Here is a 14,423-nt window from a genome sequence, read left to right as displayed (position 1 = left end):
GAAACCCCGACGCCAGGGCAGCGCTGTGAGCCAGCGCGGAAACTCAGTGAGTGATGGCACGAAAAGACGACTCCCGACAAGCTGGCTGGCACACAAGGCCGGCGACTTTAGGCAGTTGTGCCAGGGTCGGTAAGTCATCCAGAACGTGAATGACTGTTACGCAAAACTCCACAATAAATAGCGTTTACAGCGCCCAGCGTCTTCATGTCACACTGGAAAAACTCGTCATCCCTGGTAAGCCCCGATGGACATTCTGCAGAACATGCGCATCTTCCGTTGCGTCGCCGAAGCCGGCAGTTTCACCAGCGCGGCCTTGCGCCTGAAGACCAACACCACCCACGTTTCGCGCTCCATCTCCAACCTGGAGGCCCACCTGCGCACGCGCCTGTTCAATCGCACCACGCGCCGCATTGCCCTCACCGAATCAGGGCAACGCTACCTGCTGCGGTGCGAGCAGATCCTGCATTCGATCGAAGAAGCCGAAGTGGAAGCCGGCGATGCCCACACCCGTCCTATCGGCCAGCTCAAGGTGCATTCGATGACGGGCATCGGCCAGCATTACGTCGTGGACGCCATTGCCCGTTACCGCCAACACTACCCGGACGTGACCTTCAACCTGAGCATGAGCAACCGTACGCCCGACCTGGTGCACGAGGGTTTCGACGTGTCCATCGTGCTGGCCATCGACTTGCCGGACTCCAGCCATGTTTCGCAAAAACTCGGGACGACCTACAGCATCGTCTGCGCATCGCCTTCCTACGTGAAAAACCACGGTATCGCGCAAGTTCCCAAGGACCTGCTCGACCACGCCTGCCTGCGCCTGGTCAGCCCCGTGATCCCCCTGGAGGACTGGACGTTCGACGGTCCCAACGGCAAGGAAAACGTCATCATCACCCACTCGCCGTTCCTGGTGGACTCGGTCGACGCGATGAAAACCGCGATCAGCAATGACATGGGTATCGGCATTCTGCCGGTGCACGCCGCGATCAAGGGACTGCGCAGCGGCAGCCTGGTCCGCGTACTGCCCGACTACCGCCTGGAAGAACTCAGCCTGTACGCCATCTACCCTTCCCGGCATTACCTGGATGCCAAGATCAAGACCTGGGTGGAATACCTGCGCAGTTCCCTGCCGGAAGTGCTCGCTGACCATAAGGCCGTGCTGAAAACCCGCGCACCGCTCAGCGTCGTCGAGTCATAACGACTACAGCTCGTCATTGCGACTACAAAACGTTGTGGTCAAAATGACCTGGAACTCACTATCCAATTGATTTATTTACAGTTATTAGCTGGCATGATTCCTGATGGGTGTGAAGTGAATCTTCGACACCCACAGAGAGATCACCATGAGCAATGAATTCAACCAACGCCTTGCCGTCGTCACCGGCGCCAGTTCCGGTATCGGCCTGGCCGTGACCCAGCGCCTGCTCGAACGCGGTGCGAAGGTGGTGGCGATGTCGCGTCAATGGGGTGGGCTCGGCGAGCTGGCCGAGACGTTTAGCGAGCAGTTGTCGTGGCTCAGCGGCGATGTCACCGAGGCTGCCGACCTGGCACGCCTGGCGCAATTGGCAGCATCGATCGGCCCGGTGGATTGCCTGGTGCCAAACGCGGGGATTGCACAGCTGGCCGACGGGCTCGACCTGGCGGCGTTTGACCGACAATGGGCGGTCAACGGGGCCGGCGCGCTGAACACCCTGGGCAGCCTGCGCGGGCAGTTGGCAGCGCAGGCGTCGGTCGTGTTCATCGGGACGTTCCTGGAGCGGGTGACCTTCCCCGGATTGGCCGCCTACATTGCCTCAAAAGCCGCGCTGCGGGCCCAGGTTCGCACCCTTGCGGTGGAGCTGGCGCCCCACGGCATTCGGCTGAACATGGTCTCGCCCGGCCCGACCGCCACCCCGATCTGGAGCACGCTGGGGCTCAATGACGAGTCACTCGGCTCCGTGGCGAAGACCGTCAACGCACGGCTGCTCGACGGGCAGTTCCTGGAACCCGGCGCGGTGGCCGATGTGATCCTGTTCCAGCTGAGCCAAGGCGCACGCAGCGTATTCGGCCAGGACTGGGTAGTGGACGGCGGGTATACCTTGCGCTGATCACGCCCGTGCAGGCAGGCCCTTGGCATCGCCGAATGCCAGGGCCTTCCAGGCAATCACCAGCAGCGACAACCCGGCAAAGACCAACCCGCAGCCAATCACCCCGGTGGTGCCGAAGGCATTGATGAACAGCCCGCCCATGGACGCGCCGATCACCACGCCGGCATTTGCCGACGACACGTAAAGGCTGGTCGCGAACTCATGCGCCTGGGGTGCCGAAGACGTGAGCCAGACTTGCGTGACGACCAGGCCGCAGGTATGCGCCGCGCCCCAGAGCAACACGATCACACTCATCGACCCCCACGACAGGCTGCCAAACCCATACAACACCAGGTACGCCACCGCCAACACCACCGGATACCCCACGGCCGTCACCACCAGGTGTCGACTGAGCAAACGCCCCACCAGCAGATTACCGACCACACCGCCGATGCCAAAGATCACCAGCATCAGGCTGATGGTCTGGCCGTCCATGCCAACCTGGGTCTTGAGGTATTCGGCGGCGTAGCTGTACACCGAAAACATCGTGCTGAATACCAGCACGGTGGCAATGATTGCCAGCCACACCGAGAGGCTGCGCAGCACGGCCAGTTGCTTGCCGAAACTCAACGGCGCCGCGCGCGCATGATCGGGCAGTTTGATCAACACACCCAACGCCGCCACTGCCGTCGCCAGTGCACAAAAATAGAACGAGGCTTCATAGGAAATACGCGCACCCACCCAGGTAGTCAACGGCACGCCCAGCACCAGCCCGAGGGTGGTACCCACTACCGCCAGGGCCGTGGCATGGGCAGCGCGTTCCTTGGGGTACAGCGAGACCGCCGTGGAAAATGCCGCAGCAAAAAACACCGGGTGCAGCATGGCCGGGATCACGCGCAGCGCCATCAGCGTTTCGAAGTTCGGCGCAAACGCCGACAACACACTGCACACCGAGAAGCCCAGCAACGCCCCCACCAGGATCTTCTTGCGCGCCAGCCGCGAGGCCAGCAACACCAGGAACGGCCCCAGCACCGCGACGATCAACGCAAACAAGCCCATCAACCACCCCGCCTGGGACACGCTGATACCGAAACGCTCGACGATCATCGGCAAAATGCCCAACACGCCAAATTCCAACGTGTACAGGCCGAACAACCCAAGAATGAGGTAGATCACGGGCTGACCTCGATCACCACTTTGCCGAAAGCGCCACGCTGCAAATGAGCGAAGGCTTGAGGCACCTCGGTAAACCGGTAGGTGTGGTCGATCACCGGGGCAAGGGTGTGTCGATCCACCATGCGGATCAGGTCTTCAAGGGCGCGGCGCGGGCCCACGGCCACGCCGACGATGGATGCGCGCTTGGCCAGCAGGCTCATCAGCGGCGCGCTCAACTGGTCACTCTCCAGCAAGCCGATCACCGAGATACGCCCGCCGTTGGCCACCGCTTGCAGTGAGCGCGCCAGGTTGTCGCCGCCGGCCATTTCCAGCACATGCTCGGCGCCGCGTCCGCCGGTGAGCTCCAGCACCGCGGTGTGCCAGTCCGGCACGCGCCCACGGTGGATGCCATGGGTCGCGCCCAACTCAACGGCACGCGCAATTTTTTTATCGCTGCTGCTGGTGATGATCACGCGGGCGCCGTGGGCCGCCGCCAACTGCACGGCAAACAGCGACACGCCACCGGTGCCTTGCACCACGACGGTCTGGCCGGCGTGCAGGTGGCCGAGTTCAACCAGGGCCATCCAGGCCGTCAACCCCGCCACCGGCAAGGTACTGGCTTGGGCAGCGCTCAGCGAGCGTGGCGCCAGGACGCACCACTCGGCGGGTGTGGCCACGTATTCGGCGAGCATGCCGGGGATCGGACCGCCTTGCGGTGGTGCCTCGGCCCAGGACAATGGCTGGCCATCGACCCAGCCGGCAAAGAAGCTCGACAGCACCTGGTCGCCCACTTTGAAGCGTTGCACGCCCTCGCCCACCGCCACTACCGTGCCCGTCATGTCCGAGGCCGGGGTGAAGGGAAATTGCAGGCTGGCGCCCATGCCGTTTTCCGCCACTTCGGCATCACGGTAGTTGAGCGATACCGCCGCAATGCGCACCAGCACTTCCCCGGCCTTGGCGACCGGTCGCGGCACGCGGGCCAGGTGCAAGGTGTGAAGACCAAAGCTCGGGATTTCCCAGCGCTGCATCATGTCGGTCATGTTCAAGTCTCTCGTGAAGGATTTGGCGCAAGGATAAGAACCGCGCTTCACGGGATTAAGTAGGGGGCAGTTCCTGTGTCTACGGAGCTTTCATTCCGCAATGCCGGCAATTGCGCTAGGGTAGCGGCACTTCCCGTCGCCAATCGGTGCATCGATGGACAGCCTCACCACCCTGAATGCCTTTGTGCAGGTCGCCCACACCCACAGTTTTGTCGGCGCAGGCCGTGTGTTGGGTATTACCGCATCGGCGGTCGGCAAAAGCGTGGCGCGGCTGGAGGAGCGCCTGGGCGTCCGACTGTTCCACCGCAGTACGCGCAGCGTGACCCTGACCGCCGAGGGCGAACTGTTCCTGGAGCGAAGCCGGCGCATCCTGCTGGAGATCGAGGAAGCCGAGGCGGAGTTGTCCCAGGTCAGCCAGGCGCCCCGTGGCCGTCTCAAGGTCAGCCTGCCGCTGGTGGGTCATCCGTTTCTGCCGGTACTGGCCGACTTCAAGAAGGACTATCCCGACGTCGAGTTGGACCTGAGCTTCACCGACCGCCGCGTGGACGTGGTGGAAGAAGGCTACGACGCGGTGCTGCGCAGCGGCGAAGCGCCGGACTCGCGCTTGAGTTCACGACTGGTCGGGGACTACCGGATGATCGTCGTGGCAGCCCCTGCCTACCTCGCCAGCCGAGGCACGCCTGGGCACCCCAGTGACCTGGCCGCGCACAGCTGCATCCTGTTCCGCTTCCCCAATACCGGCAAGTTGCAACGCTGGCCGCTGCGCCAGGACGGCGTCGAGCTGGACATGCAGTTGCCCGCCGCGATGATCTGCAACAACCTTGAAGCCAGGGTGTGCTTTGCGCGCCAGGGCATTGGCCTCGCTTACTTGCCTGACTTTGCCATACGTGAATGGCTCGAAAGCGGCGAATTGGTGCAGGTGCTGCACGACTGCACCGAGCGCGGCAGCTTTCGCATGATGTGGCCATCGAGTCGGCACCCGTCGCCCAAGCTGCGCGTGTTTATCGACTTTCTCAAAGCGCGGCTGTTTGCCTGATCAGGCGTGGTCAAACCGCTCACGCGCACGGCGGAATTCATCGCCCTTCTCCACCACCCAGGTCCACAGCGGGATCATATGCACCAGCAGTTCCGTGCCCAGGCTCGACAGCTCGTATTCGACCCTCGGCGGTACTTCGCGAAAATCATGGCGCAGCACTAAACCGTCACGTTCCAGCTGGCGCAAGGTGCGGGTCAGCATGCGTTGGGTCACGCCCTGCATGCGCCGGCCGATCTCGGCGTGACGCAGGCGCCCGCTCACCCCCAACACATGCACGATGCCCAAGGACCAACGGTTTCCCGCGTGGGTCAGCACCTCGCGCTTGAGGCCGTCGTCGTCGGCGCTGAGGGCGTCGCAGGCGGCTTGCGAGCGGAGGATGATCTCGTCGTTATCCATGGAAGAGCCTCGGTATCACGGGTGTGCCTTCTTATGCGCAGCGATTAATTCTGCAAGCATGCCACGACTTTCCACACAGACGGAGCCTCCTATGATCCCCTCTTCTCTCCTGGTACTCGGTGCCGGCGAACTGGGCATGGCCGTGTTGCACGCACTGGCCGAGCTGGCCGAGCCCCGCACCACACGCATCGCTGTATTGCTGCGCCCCGCCAGCCTGCACTCGGCGGCGGCCAACACCCTGCGTGAGCGCGGTGTAGAGCTGGTCGTCGGTGATCTACAGAACGATAGCCAAGGTGCGCTCGCCGAACGGTTTGCGCCTTTCCACACTGTGATCTGCTGCACCGGTTTCGCCGCCGGCCCCGGCACCCAACGCAAGCTGGCACGCGCGGCCATTGAAGGCGGCGTGCAGCGCTATGTGCCGTGGCAATTCGGCGTGGATTACGACGTGATCGGTCGCGGCAGCCCGCAAGACACGTTCGACGAACAACTGGATGTGCGCGACCTGCTGCGCGGGCAACAGGCCACGCAATGGCTGATCATCTCCACCGGCATGTTCACCAGTTTTCTGTTCGAGCCGTCATTTGGCGTAGTCGACCTGGCGCAAAACCGCGTGCATGCCCTGGGCGACTGGGGCACCGCCGTCACAGTCACCACACCGGAAGATATCGGCCGGTTGACCGCACGCATCGTGCTGGCCGAACCCTCGCTGAGCAATCAGGTGGTGTTCACCGCCGGCGACACCCTGACTTATGGGCAATTGGCGGACACCGTGGACGCCACCCTCGGCCTGCAACTCCAGCGCGAAGCCTGGTCGGTGCCAAGGTTGCTGGCAGAATTGGCCCAGGACCCCGACGACAACCTGAAGAAGTACCGCGCCGTATTCGCCCAGGGCAACGGCGTGGCCTGGGACCCCGCCGTGACCTTCAATGCCGGGCAGCGCATTGCGGTGACAGGCGTCGAGCAATGGATCCGACAGCACCTCAAGGCACCGACAACCACCCACTGAAACCACCGCGCGCCGTTAACGGGCACCAGGCGAAATCCCAAGGAGACGGCGGTAACGCCTGCGGTTCGGCCCCGAAAAAGCGGGGGTCTTTCCAATCGACAACCCGTGACGCCTGCCAGGCCAGGGCCACTCCCTGGGCCTGGCTTGCGTCCGTATTGACCCAGCGCGCGGCAGCCGCCGCCATGAACGCCTCGATCGGTTCGTCGTCGATCTGCGCCCGATACGGCGAGCCCAGCAGCCAACGGCAGACATTCAGGTGATAGGTCCAATCCAGTGGCGGCCGGTGGCGATAAGCCCAGGTCATAAAGCTGCGGAACAGGTTCAATCCTTCAGGCGGATCCAGCTTGAGCAGCGCCGGGCAGATATCGAACAGGGTGTGCCAATACGGCAACAACCGCGCATCCAGGTGCACGAAGTTGCGGGAATTACTCGGGTATTCAGGCGGCGCCGGTTCCGCGTGCAGGCGGCGGGACGCCTTGCTGACCAGGCGGCTGGCGCCTGCGGGCAACAGGTGGTTCATAAAACGCACTCACAGTCATGACGAGGGAATGCCACCCGATCACGGGAGGCCCAAGGCATACGTCAGAATGCGGGGGAAGCGCGGGGGTTGGCCGACGGCCAGGAGTAACGCGGCGGCGCCTTGTTGCGCCGCTCATGAGCCGGGCGCGGGGTTTGTCCCAGGCCGAGCAACCAGGCCAGGCCGACCAAAAACACCAGGGTGACCGTCAAGGCGTTGCAGACCGGGCAAGCAAAGTAGTTCGAGATGTTGCTGGAAGACGGGCTGCCTAACCCTTTGTCGGAAAGTGGCGCTGGCTTGCCGTCCACCGAACAGAACGCCCCGCCGATGCCATTCAACTCCTGGCCCATCATCTGCCCATGCCCCAAACCGCAGACGAACAGGTTCATCAGCACGCAGAAGTACAGGGCCCAGGCAATCAGGGAACGGTCGGGGTGGCTCAATTTCATGGCGGCGACTCTACCACCAGAGCCGCCCAAGGATGAAGTGTCGCAGGCCCCTGTGGCAGAACGTCGCAGATTACGTGCACTTCCCAGGGTTGGTAGACTGGGCGCCCTCAAAGCCTGACGTATTGATCCAGAGCAATGCAGGCGTTTCACAGGATGCACAGTTGATGAGTACCTTATTCACCCGCCGCAAAGTGCTGACCGGAATGGGCCTGCTGGGCCTGGGCAGCCTGCTGGGCGGCTGTGACTACAGCCCCAAGCTGAACTTCAAGTACGGCAAGGACCTGAGCGACAAGATCATGGGCCGTACCTTCAAGCTCAAGAACACTGACGGCGAAACCGTCACCTTGAGCTCGTTCCGTGGCCTGATGCCGGTGGTGTTCTTCGGTTTCACCCAATGCCCGGCCGTGTGCCCGACCACCCTGGCGCGCGCTGCGCAGGCCAAGAAGCTGATGGGCCGCGACGGCGAAATCATGCAGGTGGTGTTCATCACCCTGGACCCGGAACGCGACACCCCCGAGATTCTCGACAAGTACGTCAAGGCTTTCGATCCGAGCTTCGAAGCGCTGTACGGCACCCCGGAAGAAATCGCCGTGGCCGCCAAGGAATTCGGGATCTTTTATGAAAAGATCCCCGCCGGCGACACCTACACCCTGTCCCACACCGCCACCAGTTTCGTGTTCGACACCCGTGGCAACCTGCGCCTGGGCCTGCAGGCATCCCTTACCGCTAAAGAGTGCGCAGAAGACCTGCTCACCGTCATGGAGGTCTGCTAATGACTGCCGTTCAACACCTCAAACGCACCCTCATCGGCATGACCCTGCTGGGCCTCGCCGCCCACGCCAGTGCCCAGGTGCAAGTCACCGACGCCTGGGTACGCGCCACCGTGCCGGGCCAGCCGTCGAGCGGCGCGTTCATGACCGTCACCGCCGACACTGACAGCAAACTGCTGAGCGTGGCCTCGCCGGTGGCCAAGGACGTGCAGATCCATGAAATGAGCATGAAGGACGACGTCATGCGCATGGGCCCGGTGGACTCGGTAGCCCTGCCCGCCGGCAAGGCCGTGACCCTCGACCCCAACGGCTACCACGTAATGCTGATGGGCCTGACCGGCCAGATCAAGGAAGGCGACCAAGTGCCGCTGACCCTGACCGTACAAAATGCCAAGGGCGAAAAGCAGGCGATTGAAGTGAAGGCCCCGGCCCGTGGCGTAGATGGGATGGACCACAGCAAGATGCATTGAGGCACGGGCTTCTGTGGTGAGCGGGCAAACCTGCCCACCACAAAGCCCTGCTCGAATCAGTCACACAACAATAGGCAACCGGCGCACGCGCTTGCCCGTCGCCGCAAACACCGCGTTCACCACCGCCGGAGCAATCGTCACCGTCGACACCTCGCCAATCCCGCCCGGTGTTTCCTCGCTGTCCAGCAGGTACGTGTCGATCAGCGGCGCTTCATTCATCCGCAGCAGGCGGTAGCTGTCGAAATTGGCCTGTTCCACTCGCCCATCCTTGAAGGTGATGTTGCCGAACAACGCCGCCGTCAGGCCGAAGATTGCCCCACCCTGCATCTGCGCGACCACGCTGTCGGGCACGATGGCACGGCCGCAGTCCACCACGCAGGTGACCTTGTGCACCCGCACCTGGCCCGCCTCCACACTGACTTCTGCCACCTGCGCCGCGTAGGTGCCAAAACAAAAGGTCAATGCCACCCCCCGACCACGTCCTGGCGCCAGCGACGTGCCCCATTGGGCGTGTTGCGCCACGGCCTCCAGCACCTTGCGCGCACGCGGATGTTTGTCCAGCAGGGCCAGGCGATAGACGATCGGATCCTGCCCGGCCAGATGGGCCAGTTCGTCGATGAAACCTTCCACCATAAACACATTCTGGGTATGCCCCACTCCCCGCCAGAAACCCGTGGTAATGCCGGCGGGCGGTTCGTGGCGCACGTAGTTCACGCCGATATGGGCGAAGTCATAGGGGCCGCTGGGGTCGCGGATTGCATCACCGTCGATGCCATGGGTGAAGCGCTCCGGCAACCAGCGCGCGAGGATCGATGAGCCGGTGACTTTATGGGTCCACACGGTGGGTTTGCCGCTGGCATCGAGCCCGGCGCTGAGGTGGTTGAAATGGTAAGGGCGCAAGGTGCTGTGGCGGGTGTCTTCCTCACGCGACCAGATGACTTTGAGGGGAAATGTCACTTGCTTGGCAAAGGCCACGGCGTGGGCCACGAAGTCCACGTCCAGGCGCCGACCGAAGCCGCCGCCGAGCAAATGGTTGTGTACCTGCACCTGGTTTTCCGCCAGGCCCGTCTGCTGCATCGCCACCGCCTGGGCCCGCGCCGGTACCTGGCTGCCGAGCCACAGGTCGCAGCCATCGGGCCGTACATGCACGGTGCAGTTCACCGGTTCCATGCACGCATGCGCCAGAAACGGCACTTCGTACACGGCCTCCAGGATCTTGCTGGCGCCGGCCAACGCCTGTTCGGCGTTGCCCACGGTCTTCACCACCGCACCCGCCGCCTGGGAGGCCTGTTCGATGTCCGCGAGCATCTGCGCCGTGGAGAACTGGCCATTGATGCCTTCGTTCCACTGCACACTCAGCAGCGCCAGGGCCTTGCGCGCAGCGCCCATGTGCTCGGCCACCACGGCCACGGCAGTGTCGGTACGCAACACCTGCAGCACGCCCTTCACCGACAGCGCGGCGTGGTCATCGACACCGGCCAGGGTGCCGCCGATTACCGGGCAGGTCAGGATCGCGGCCACCTTGAAGCCCTCAGGCCGCGCATCGATGCCATAGCGGGCAGTGCCGTTGACCTTGCTGGCCGAGTCGGTGCGCTGGCGGGTCAGGCCGATCAGTTGGAAGTGTTCGGCGCTCTTGAGTTCGACCTTGTCCGGCAGCGGCAAGGTCGCGGCCTTTTGCACCAATTCGCCATAGGCCAGTTGCCGTTGGCTGTCGGCGTGATAGACCACGCCTTCGCGCGCGCTGCAACGGCTTGGCGCCACGTTCCAGTACAAGGCGGCGGCCTCCAGCAGCAAGGTGCGCGCAGTGGCCCCGGCCTGACGCAAAGGGGTCCAGGCACTGCGTACCGAGGTGGAACCGCCCGTGACCTGGAAACCCAGCAACGGGTTGGCATAGCGTTTGTTATCCGCGGGGGCGTGCTCGAGGGTGACCTGATCCAGGCGCACTGCCAGCTCTTCGGCAATCAACACGGGGATCGAGGTGTAGGTGCCCTGCCCCATTTCCACCTGGGCGATGGTGAAGGTCACCCGGCCGTCGCGATCGATCCGGATAAACGCATTCGGCGCAAACACCCCGGCTTCATCCGCAACAACCTGCCCCATGGGCAAACTCAGGCTCAGCAGCAAACCACCGCCGCTGGCGGCACTGACCTTGAGAAAACCACGTCGTGTGATCATGCGCTGGCCGCCTGCTTGATCGCCGCTCGGATGCGCACGTAGGTGCCGCAGCGGCAGATGTTGCCGGCCATGGCGTTGTCGATATCACTGTCACTGGGGTTCGGGTTGCTGGCCAACAACGCCGAGGCGGACATGATCTGCCCGGACTGGCAGTAGCCGCATTGCACCACTTCCAAGTCGCGCCAGGCGGCCTGGATCTTCTGGCCGGCGGGGGTTTCGCCGATGGCTTCGATGGTGGTGATGCTGGCCCCCGCCAACGCACTCACCGGCATCACGCACGCGCGGATCGGCGTGCCATTCATCTGCACCGTGCAGGCGCCGCACAGGGCCATGCCGCAACCGAATTTGGTGCCGGTCATGCCCAGCACATCACGCAACACCCAGAGCAGCGGCGTGTCGTCATCGACATCCACGGTGTGCGGGGTGCCATTGATATTCAGCGTCTGGGCCATGGGACAACTCCTGAGGATGGACGGACCATCTTAGGAGCACGCCGTGCGGCACAGAACGTCGCCAGCCCGCATAGGCTATGAAGGCAAACTTACTAAAGTACTTGCAGTGGTGGCGACGGCGCGAGGCTGGACGGCTCGCGCAGAAAGTCGATCAGTGCGCGCAGCTTGCGGCTCACGCGACGGCGATCGGAGTAATACAGGGTGAAGCCGGGCAAGGCCGGGCACCAGTCCTCGAACAGGCTGACCAGTTCACCACGGGCGATAAAGGGGTCGATGTGACCGCTGATCATGTAGCCGATGCCCAGGCCATCCAGCACGCTTTGCACCAGGGCCGACGAGTCGTTGACGATCATCCGCCCGCGCACCGGCAGTTGCAGGGTTTCCAGGCCCCTGGCGAAGTCCCAGCGCTCGACCACGCCGCTGGACGCACGAAACGTGATGCAGTTGTGCTGGAGCAATTCGCTGGGGTGCTGCGGTGTGTCGTGCCGGGCCAGGTAGGCCGGTGATGCGATCACACGCATGCGCAGAGCGGGGCCGACCTTGACCGCGACCATATCCTGCTCGACGAAATCGCCAAAACGGATACCGGCGTCATAGCCCAGGCGCACGATGTCCACCAGGGCATTTTCCATCGTCAGTTCGAGGTCAATCTGCGGGTGCGCCTGCAGAAATGCCGCGAGCACCGGTTGCAGCACGGTCATGTACGCGGCGCGCGGCACGTTGAGACGCAGCAAGCCTGAGGGTGAGCCGCTGCTGTCACCGACTTCCAGGGCCGCAGCCGCCAAGGCGCTGACCGCCGGTTGCACCTTGGCCAGGAAGCCCAGACCTGCTTCCGTGAGGCTGACACTGCGGGTGGTGCGATTGAACAACGCAACGCCCAGGCGCCGCTCCAGGTTGCGAATGACCTGGCTGACCGCCGACGGCGACACACCCAGGCGCACGGCGGCGGCCGAAAAGCTGGCATGTTCAGCGACGCAAACGAATGTCACCAGCCCGTCGAGTTGATCCTGGCGCATAAAGGGTTCCGCAGAAAATGAACGGTATAGCACAAGCATTGTGAAGACATGCTTCAAAGCCTGAACAGCATTAGAGGGCTAGTGCATTCAATCCAATGCTGTATCCATACCTAAAAGCTCTGCCATCAACACTTACTATATATTTTCAATCTGAAAACAGACTCGATAGCCTGACGGCTCACAATTCCAACAATAAATCGGGTATTCCTGTGAACTCATCCCCCCGCGCCCTAAAAAGCCTGCTGCACCTGGCGGTGGCTTTCGCCCTGTTCAACAGTGTTGGCGCCTACGCGGCCAACACCGGCGAGCTGCCCTGCACCACCACCGAACAATGCGCCGCTCAGGCCGCAAAAGTCGGCGCCACGCCGGACAGTGCGCAAACCGAGCGCAAAGCCAAAGGCGATCCCACCCAGACTCAATTCGCCTGGCTCAACCGCATCAACAAAGCCTCGATCGTGATGCTCACCGAAGAAGGCATTGTGAAACCCGAGATGGGCCAGAAGATCGCTGGCGGCGTGCGTTATGCGATTGCCCAGGCCGACCAGCCCGGCGGCACGCGCCCGAGCGATGTGCTGCAACTGGAAAAAATCATGACCGACAAGATCGGTCCCGAGGCCTCGCTGATCCATTCCGGCCGCAGTCGCCAGGACATGCTCGCCACTTACCGCCTGGCCGCCCTGCGCAGCCAGGTGCTGGCCTACAGCGAAGCCCTCAACGCCACGCGCCTGCGCCTGTTGAACATTGCCGACAAGAACGTCGACACCCTGGTGCCGGCCTACACCAACGGCGTGCAGGCCATGCCGATCAGCTATGCTCACTACCTGCTGGCCTTTGAGGCCGCGTTCGACCGAGACGGCCAACGTATCCGCGAGCTGTACACACGCCTGAACAAAAGCCCGATGGGCACCGCCGTGCTGGCCAACTCGGCCTACCCGCTGAACCGCGAGCGCTTGGCCGAGCTGCTGGGCTTTGATGGGGTGCGTGAGAATTCATTGGATTCCAGCCAGGTGTCGACCTATGACATTCCGCTCGAGGCAGCCAACCTGGCGTCCTCATCGGCGATTCGCGTGGGCGCCATGATTGGCGACATCCACACCCAGTATCACCAGATCCGCCCATGGTTGCTGTTGGATGAAGAAGCCACTTACACCAGCAGCGCCATGCCGCAAAAACGCAACCCAGGCCTGCTGATGCGTGCCCGCGAGACCGCCTCGGATGTGGTCGGCCTGGCCCAGGCGGTGACCTTGCGCGCGCACAACGTCACCACCGGCATGACCGACTACAAATTCGCGTTCGATTCCCTGGGCGTGTTCCGTTCCACCCAGGAAATGTTCGACAGCATGGATGCCGTGCTCGACGCGCTGCAGATCAACCCGCAGCGCGCATTGGAAGAACTGGAATCGGAATGGACCACCTCAATGGAGCTGGCCGACACCCTGGAGCGCCAGTTCAAGGTGCCGTTCCGGATTGGCCACAGCTTTGCCTCGCTGATCGTCACCGAAGCGCGCAGCAACGGCACCACGCCGAAAACCTTCCCCTACGCCGACGCGCAGAAGCTGTATCGCCAGGCGGCGGACAAATACAAGTGGACGCCCAATACCTTGCCGCTGGACGAGGCCGGCTTCCGTGCGGCGCTGTCGCCAACCACCATGGTGCAGACGCGCAAAGGCACGGGCGGGCCGCAGCCGCAGGAGGTCAAGCGCATGCTGGTGGAGGCGCGCAAGACGCTGGAAGGCGATCAGCAGTGGTTGAAAGAGCGGCGTGAGAAGCTCAAGGGCGCTGAAGAAAATCTCGATAAGGCGTTCGATAAGCTCAAGGGCTAACACCCGGTCCACAATGTTGCGGTTTGCTTTTGCTACTGTGGTGAGCGGGCTT

Annotated in this window: 15 protein-coding genes; 7 read left to right on the top strand and 8 right to left on the bottom strand. The window is 63.1% G+C overall.

Going from position 1 to position 14,423, the window contains the following annotated elements; all coding sequences use genetic code 11:
- The first annotated feature begins 244 nt into the window (after positions 1 to 244).
- Positions 245 to 1,198 carry a LysR family transcriptional regulator gene (locus HX812_RS14095; RefSeq protein ID WP_038844248.1) on the top strand — a complete coding sequence of 318 codons (954 nt, stop codon included), beginning with the start codon at positions 245 to 247 and terminating at the stop codon, positions 1,196 to 1,198.
- A gap of 145 nt (positions 1,199 to 1,343) precedes the next feature.
- Positions 1,344 to 2,087, top strand: a complete 744-nt coding sequence (locus tag HX812_RS14090; protein ID WP_038844250.1) for an SDR family NAD(P)-dependent oxidoreductase — start codon at positions 1,344 to 1,346, stop codon at positions 2,085 to 2,087.
- Here HX812_RS14090 and HX812_RS14085 read toward each other — a convergent pair whose 3' ends face one another.
- Together HX812_RS14085 and HX812_RS14080 are read right to left on the bottom strand one after the other, a co-directional pair.
- Entirely contained in the window at positions 2,088 to 3,242 is a 1,155-nt protein-coding gene (locus HX812_RS14085) for an MFS transporter (RefSeq protein ID WP_038844252.1), read from the bottom strand. It lies immediately after the preceding gene.
- On the bottom strand, positions 3,239 to 4,261 hold the full coding sequence (locus HX812_RS14080; RefSeq protein ID WP_038844254.1) for an NAD(P)-dependent alcohol dehydrogenase: 1,023 nt from the start codon (positions 4,259 to 4,261) through the stop codon (positions 3,239 to 3,241). Before HX812_RS14080 ends, HX812_RS14085 begins: the two co-directional genes overlap by 4 nt.
- 154 nt (positions 4,262 to 4,415) lie before the next feature.
- Here HX812_RS14080 and HX812_RS14075 point away from each other — a divergent pair, with 154 nt between their 5' ends.
- The gene (locus tag HX812_RS14075; protein WP_038844256.1) at positions 4,416 to 5,297 is read left to right on the top strand and encodes a LysR family transcriptional regulator; all 882 of its coding nucleotides are present in this window, start codon (positions 4,416 to 4,418) and stop codon (positions 5,295 to 5,297) included.
- Here the strand turns inward: HX812_RS14075 and HX812_RS14070 are convergent, their stop codons facing one another.
- Entirely contained in the window at positions 5,298 to 5,693 is a 396-nt protein-coding gene (locus HX812_RS14070) for a helix-turn-helix domain-containing protein (RefSeq protein WP_038844258.1), read from the bottom strand.
- Between the two features lie 91 nt (positions 5,694 to 5,784).
- On the opposite strand from HX812_RS14070, the gene HX812_RS14065 reads away from it, so the two are divergent.
- Positions 5,785 to 6,699, top strand: coding sequence for an aromatic alcohol reductase (locus HX812_RS14065; RefSeq protein WP_038844260.1), 915 nt, complete (start codon positions 5,785 to 5,787; stop codon positions 6,697 to 6,699).
- Here HX812_RS14065 and HX812_RS14060 read toward each other — a convergent pair.
- Together HX812_RS14060 and HX812_RS14055 are read right to left on the bottom strand one after the other, a co-directional pair.
- On the bottom strand, positions 6,674 to 7,219 hold the full coding sequence (locus tag HX812_RS14060; RefSeq protein WP_038844262.1) for a putative natural product biosynthesis protein: 546 nt from the start codon (positions 7,217 to 7,219) through the stop codon (positions 6,674 to 6,676). The genes HX812_RS14065 and HX812_RS14060 overlap by 26 nt on opposite strands.
- 62 nt (positions 7,220 to 7,281) lie before the next feature.
- Positions 7,282 to 7,665 (bottom strand): DUF2946 domain-containing protein, encoded by a 384-nt coding sequence (locus tag HX812_RS14055; protein WP_038844264.1) that lies wholly within the window; start codon positions 7,663 to 7,665, stop codon positions 7,282 to 7,284.
- A gap of 164 nt (positions 7,666 to 7,829) precedes the next feature.
- On the opposite strand from HX812_RS14055, the gene HX812_RS14050 reads away from it, so the two are divergent.
- Both HX812_RS14050 and HX812_RS14045 read left to right on the top strand, forming a co-directional pair.
- On the top strand, positions 7,830 to 8,438 hold the full coding sequence (locus tag HX812_RS14050) for an SCO family protein (RefSeq protein ID WP_016976099.1): 609 nt from the start codon (positions 7,830 to 7,832) through the stop codon (positions 8,436 to 8,438).
- Positions 8,438 to 8,905 (top strand): copper chaperone PCu(A)C, encoded by a 468-nt coding sequence (locus HX812_RS14045; protein WP_033896646.1) that lies wholly within the window; start codon positions 8,438 to 8,440, stop codon positions 8,903 to 8,905. Before HX812_RS14050 ends, HX812_RS14045 begins: the two co-directional genes overlap by 1 nt.
- 60 nt (positions 8,906 to 8,965) lie before the next feature.
- On the opposite strand, the gene HX812_RS14040 is transcribed toward HX812_RS14045, so the two are convergent.
- The 3 genes from HX812_RS14040 to HX812_RS14030 all read right to left on the bottom strand — a co-directional run bounded on the left by HX812_RS14040 (position 8,966) and on the right by HX812_RS14030 (position 12,548).
- Positions 8,966 to 11,080, bottom strand: coding sequence for a molybdopterin cofactor-binding domain-containing protein (locus tag HX812_RS14040; protein WP_050572399.1), 2,115 nt, complete (start codon positions 11,078 to 11,080; stop codon positions 8,966 to 8,968).
- Entirely contained in the window at positions 11,077 to 11,532 is a 456-nt protein-coding gene (locus HX812_RS14035) for a (2Fe-2S)-binding protein (RefSeq protein ID WP_038844268.1), read from the bottom strand. Before HX812_RS14035 ends, HX812_RS14040 begins: the two co-directional genes overlap by 4 nt.
- Before the next feature lie 92 nt (positions 11,533 to 11,624).
- Positions 11,625 to 12,548: a LysR family transcriptional regulator gene (locus HX812_RS14030; protein WP_038844270.1), complete on the bottom strand. Its 924-nt coding sequence runs from the start codon at positions 12,546 to 12,548 to the stop codon at positions 11,625 to 11,627.
- A 209-nt stretch (positions 12,549 to 12,757) separates the two neighbouring features.
- Here HX812_RS14030 and HX812_RS14025 point away from each other — a divergent pair, with 209 nt between their 5' ends.
- Entirely contained in the window at positions 12,758 to 14,371 is a 1,614-nt protein-coding gene (locus HX812_RS14025; RefSeq protein ID WP_038844272.1) for an argininosuccinate lyase, read from the top strand.
- Positions 14,372 to 14,423: the final 52 nt, after the last annotated feature.

The organism is Pseudomonas sp. IPO3749 (genome assembly GCF_013386605.1).
Taxonomy (GTDB): Bacteria; Pseudomonadota; Gammaproteobacteria; order Pseudomonadales; family Pseudomonadaceae; genus Aquipseudomonas; species Aquipseudomonas azotoformans_A.
This window is presented reverse-complemented; position numbering and strand designations above follow the sequence as displayed.

Excerpts from the sequence above, each read along its gene's own strand:
- HX812_RS14060 (WP_038844262.1), bottom strand. The coding sequence starts at position 7,219 with ATGAACCACCTGTTGCCCGCAGGCGCCAGCCGCCTGGTCAGCAAGGCG.
- HX812_RS14070 (WP_038844258.1), bottom strand. The coding sequence starts at position 5,693 with ATGGATAACGACGAGATCATCCTCCGCTCGCAAGCCGCCTGCGACGCC.
- HX812_RS14040 (WP_050572399.1), bottom strand. The coding sequence starts at position 11,080 with ATGATCACACGACGTGGTTTTCTCAAGGTCAGTGCCGCCAGCGGCGGT.
- HX812_RS14065 (WP_038844260.1), top strand. The coding sequence starts at position 5,785 with ATGATCCCCTCTTCTCTCCTGGTACTCGGTGCCGGCGAACTGGGCATG.
- HX812_RS14095 (WP_038844248.1), top strand. The coding sequence starts at position 245 with ATGGACATTCTGCAGAACATGCGCATCTTCCGTTGCGTCGCCGAAGCC.
- HX812_RS14075 (WP_038844256.1), top strand. The coding sequence starts at position 4,416 with ATGGACAGCCTCACCACCCTGAATGCCTTTGTGCAGGTCGCCCACACC.
- HX812_RS14035 (WP_038844268.1), bottom strand. The coding sequence starts at position 11,532 with ATGGCCCAGACGCTGAATATCAATGGCACCCCGCACACCGTGGATGTC.
- HX812_RS14030 (WP_038844270.1), bottom strand. The coding sequence starts at position 12,548 with ATGCGCCAGGATCAACTCGACGGGCTGGTGACATTCGTTTGCGTCGCT.
- HX812_RS14050 (WP_016976099.1), top strand. The coding sequence starts at position 7,830 with ATGAGTACCTTATTCACCCGCCGCAAAGTGCTGACCGGAATGGGCCTG.
- HX812_RS14045 (WP_033896646.1), top strand. The coding sequence starts at position 8,438 with ATGACTGCCGTTCAACACCTCAAACGCACCCTCATCGGCATGACCCTG.
- HX812_RS14055 (WP_038844264.1), bottom strand. The coding sequence starts at position 7,665 with ATGAAATTGAGCCACCCCGACCGTTCCCTGATTGCCTGGGCCCTGTAC.
- HX812_RS14080 (WP_038844254.1), bottom strand. The coding sequence starts at position 4,261 with ATGACCGACATGATGCAGCGCTGGGAAATCCCGAGCTTTGGTCTTCAC.
- HX812_RS14090 (WP_038844250.1), top strand. The coding sequence starts at position 1,344 with ATGAGCAATGAATTCAACCAACGCCTTGCCGTCGTCACCGGCGCCAGT.